The organism is Janthinobacterium sp. PSPC3-1 (assembly GCF_049896105.1).
In the GTDB taxonomy this organism is placed as follows: Bacteria; Pseudomonadota; Gammaproteobacteria; order Burkholderiales; family Burkholderiaceae_D; genus Janthinobacterium.
The window spans coordinates 1-4,051 of record NZ_JAFCTQ010000079.1 but is presented as its reverse complement, the minus strand read 5'-3'; the positions used below and the strand labels follow the sequence as shown (position 1 = coordinate 4,051).

Sequence of the window (4,051 nt, the reverse complement as noted above, 5' to 3'; positions counted from 1 at the left end):
CAAGGATCCCGCCCACTATCTGGCGGGACTGGAGAAACTGTGCGATGAGCTAAATGTGCTGACCTAGAAAAAAACCCGCTGCCATTGCCGGCAGCGGGTTTTTCACAGGGGACGAGAGGAAGCTTACGCTTTCAGCGCCGCCAGTTTTTGCCAGGTATCGATCACCGAGTCCGGGTTCAGCGACATCGACTCGATGCCCTGCTCCATCAGCCAGACGGCGAAGTCAGGGTGGTCCGAAGGACCCTGGCCGCAAATGCCGATGTACTTGCCGCGTGCAAGACAGGCCTTGATGGCCAGCGACAGCAGCGCTTTCACGGCAGGGTCGCGTTCGTCGAAGTCGGCGGCCAGCAATTCCATGCCGGAATCGCGGTCCAGGCCCAGGGTCAGCTGGGTCAGGTCGTTGGAACCGATCGAGAAGCCATCGAAATGGTCGAGGAACTGGTCGGCCAGGATGGCGTTCGACGGCACTTCGCACATCATGATGACGCGCAGCTCGTTCTCGCCGCGCTTCAGGCCGTTTTTCGCCAGCAGGTCGATGACTTTCTCGGCCTGGCCCAGGGTGCGCACGAACGGCACCATGATTTCCACGTTGGTCAGGCCCATGTCATTGCGCACGCGCTTCATCGCTTCGCATTCCATGTTGAACGCTTCCGAGAAGTCGGCCGACAGGTAGCGCGCCGCGCCGCGGAAACCCAGCATCGGGTTTTCTTCGTCCGGCTCGTAGCGCGAACCGCCGATCAGCTTCTTGTACTCGTTCGACTTGAAGTCGGACAGGCGCACGATGACTTTTTTCGGCCAGAACGCGGCGGCGATGGTGGCGATGCCTTCGGCCAGCTTGTCGATGTAAAACGCTTTCGGCGAAGCATGGCCACGGGCCACCGATTCAACCGCCTTTTTCAGGTCGGCGTCGATGTTCGGGTATTCCAGGATCGCGCGCGGGTGCACACCAATATTGTTATTGATGATGAATTCCAGGCGCGCCAGGCCCACACCGGCGTTCGGCACCGACTGGAAGTCGAAGGCCAGCTGCGGGTTGCCGACGTTGAGCATGATCTTGGTGTCGAGTTTCGGCAGTTCGCCGCGCGACACTTCCGACACTTCCGTTTCCAGCAGGCCGTCGTAGATCTTGCCTTCGTCGCCTTCCGAGCACACCACGGTCACAAACGTGCCGTCCTTCAGCACGTCGGTGGCGTCGCCGCAGCCAACGACGGCCGGCACGCCCAGTTCACGCGCGATGATCGCCGCGTGGCAGGTACGCCCGCCACGGTTGGTGACGATCGCCGAGGCACGCTTCATGACCGGTTCCCAGTTCGGGTCGGTCATGTCGGCCACCAGCACGTCGCCGGGCTGCACGCGTTCCATGTCGGCCGGATCGTGGATCACGCGCACCGGACCGGCGCCGATTTTCTGGCCGATGGCGCGGCCGGACGTCAGTACGGTACCGGTGCTTTTCAGCTTGAAGCGCTCCTGCACGTCGGTCGCTTTCTGCTGCGATTTGACGGTTTCAGGACGCGCCTGCAGGATGTACAGCTTGCCGTCGCGGCCATCCTTGCCCCACTCGATGTCCATCGGGCGGCCGTAATGGTTTTCGATGATGACGGCGTATTTCGCCAGCTCCACCACTTCGCTGTCGTTGAGCGAATAGCGGTTGCGCATTTCGACCGGCACGTCGACGGTTTTCACGGAACGGCCAGCTTTCGCTTCGCTGGTGAATTCCATTTTCAGCAGCTTGGAGCCGATATTGCGGCGGATCACCGGCGACTTGCCTTTTTCCAGCATCGGCTTGTGCACATAGAATTCGTCCGGGTTGACGGCGCCCTGCACCACGGTCTCGCCCAGGCCATAGCTGGAGGTGACGAAGACCACGTCCTTGAAGCCCGATTCGGTATCGATGGTAAACATCACGCCGGCCGCGCCCAGGTCCGAGCGCACCATGCGCTGCACGCCGGCCGACAAGGCCACTTCGGCGTGGGTAAAGCCCTTGTGCACGCGGTACGAAATGGCGCGGTCGTTGTACAGCGAGGCGAACACCTGCTTCATGGCGTCGAGCACATTGTCGATGCCGACCACGTTCAAAAAGGTTTCCTGTTGCCCTGCAAACGATGCGTCCGGCAAGTCTTCCGCGGTGGCGGACGAGCGCACGGCAAACGACATTTCGGTATCGGAATCGGCCACGAGCTTGGCGTAGAACGCATCGATTTCGGCGGCCAGGCGCGGCTGGAACGGGGTTTCGACGATCCACTGGCGGATCTCGGCGCCGGCTTGCGCCAGGGAACGCACATCGTCGATGTCCAGGCCTTCCAGGCGGTCGGCAATGCGCTGCGCCAGCGGCAAGCCGCCATTGGCGCTATACGACAGGAAGTCGCGGAACGCTTGCGCGGTGGTGGCGAAACCGCCAGGCACGCGCACGCCGGCTTCGGCCAGCTGGCTGATCATCTCGCCCAGCGAGGCGTTCTTGCCGCCGACGGATTCGACATCGGTCATGCGCAAATGTTCGAACGAGGCGACGTACACCGCGTCCTGGTCTTTCTGCTGCTCCTGCAATGCTGCGTTGGTCATAATGACACCCTTACTGATTAGAAATCTTTAGGCGCGGCGCACAGACAGTCTTCTTGTTATTCTTGGCGTCGTGCAGCACAATCAATACCGTTCCAGCCATTTTACCTTGTGCGGCGCAAATTGACGACGCACAATCTTGAGTTCAAAACCATGACAACCGAACCACGCCCTCCCTTGCCCTCGGCGGCCCGCACCGTCTTCTTCGTCTCTGACGGCACCGGCATCACCGCCGAGACCTTCGGCCATTCCGTACTGTCGCAGTTCGAATTGCGCTTTCGCCAGGTGCGCCTGCCCTTCATCGACACCATGGACAAGGCCTATGACGCGGCGCGCAAGATCAACGAAGCCTTCGCCGCCGACGGCCAGCGCCCGATCATCTTTTCGACCCTGGTGAAGACCGACCTGTCGGCCGTGATCCGCAAGTCCAGCGGCATGCACATGGACCTGATCCAGACGTTCGTGGCGCCGCTGGAGCAGGAGCTGGGCGTGATGTCGACCCATACCATCGGCCGCTCGCACAATATCGTCGACAGCGAGGAATACAAAAACCGCATCGAGGCGATCAATTATTCGCTGGCGCACGACGACGGCCAGTCGCATAAAAACCTCTCCTCGGCCGACGTTATCCTGGTGGGCGTATCGCGCTCGGGCAAGACGCCGACCAGCTTGTACCTGGCCATGCAATACGGCATCAAGGCCGCCAACTACCCCTTGATTCCCGACGATTTCGAGCGCGACAAGCTGCCGTCGGCCTTATACGAATTCAAGAATAAAATTTTTGGATTGAGCATTACGCCCGAACGTTTGTCGGAAATACGCAACGAAAGACGCGCCGGCAGCAAGTATGCGGCGATTGAAAACTGCCGCTACGAGGTCAACGAGGCGGAAAAAATGATGAAACGCGAGGGGATACGCTGGCTGTCGTCGACCACCAAGTCGATCGAGGAGATCTCGACCACCATACTGCAGGAGATCAAGCCGAACCGCCGCGATTATTGATACAGGAAGAGCGGCCATCGCCCAGGAGTTCATGCCGGACGCAGGTCACGGCATGAACAATCCATATGGGCCGGAAACAGAGACCGACAGGGCAAGCGCTTACAGATTCGTGACGGGCACTTGCTGCTGGATGCTCACCAGCAGGGACCCATTCTTCGCATTGCCAGCGACCTTGCCCCAGCCCGCAGCCGTGCCCATTTCAAACATCATGTCAGCGCCTTCGGGCAATGCGAATGCAATGACGAACATGGCGAAATCGTACCGGAGCCAGGCGGCCTGCTGCAGCGGCGCGCCGCTGGCTGCCCACCATACCGACGGGTTCCCCTGTGCGTCCGCCTTGACCTGAAGCGCGGGTACAAACAGGAAGGGAGTCGGCACACCCTGCACCAGAAGCGAAGGCAACTGGGCATAATAAATGGTTCTTCGCGGGGAATGGGGGAAGACGGGGTTGACGATCTGAGCGGGAGGTGGCGGCGGTGGCCTGATGTTGGTA

3 protein-coding genes are annotated in these 4,051 nt (G+C 60.6%); 1 reads left to right on the top strand and 2 read right to left on the bottom strand.

The window, feature by feature from the left end:
* Positions 1-123: 123 nt before the first annotated feature.
* A complete protein-coding gene (ppsA, locus tag ACP7B7_RS31475; protein ID WP_426079339.1) occupies positions 124-2,559 on the bottom strand; it encodes a phosphoenolpyruvate synthase in 2,436 nt (811 codons plus the stop codon).
* 150 nt (positions 2,560-2,709) lie between these two features.
* On the opposite strand from ppsA, the gene ppsR reads away from it, so the two are divergent.
* Positions 2,710-3,558: a posphoenolpyruvate synthetase regulatory kinase/phosphorylase PpsR gene (ppsR, locus tag ACP7B7_RS31470; protein ID WP_426079338.1), complete on the top strand. Its 849-nt coding sequence runs from the start codon at positions 2,710-2,712 to the stop codon at positions 3,556-3,558.
* 99 nt (positions 3,559-3,657) lie between these two features.
* On the opposite strand, the gene ACP7B7_RS31465 is transcribed toward ppsR, so the two are convergent.
* The coding region (locus ACP7B7_RS31465; protein ID WP_426079337.1) for a hypothetical protein at positions 3,658-4,051 on the bottom strand (394 nt) is incomplete at its 5' end.

What these genes read in the sequence shown, in the direction of transcription:
- ppsA (WP_426079339.1), bottom strand. Translation starts at nt 2,559, where the DNA reads ATGACCAACGCAGCATTGCAGGAGCAGCAGAAAGACCAGGACGCGGTG.
- ppsR (WP_426079338.1), top strand. Translation starts at nt 2,710, where the DNA reads ATGACAACCGAACCACGCCCTCCCTTGCCCTCGGCGGCCCGCACCGTC.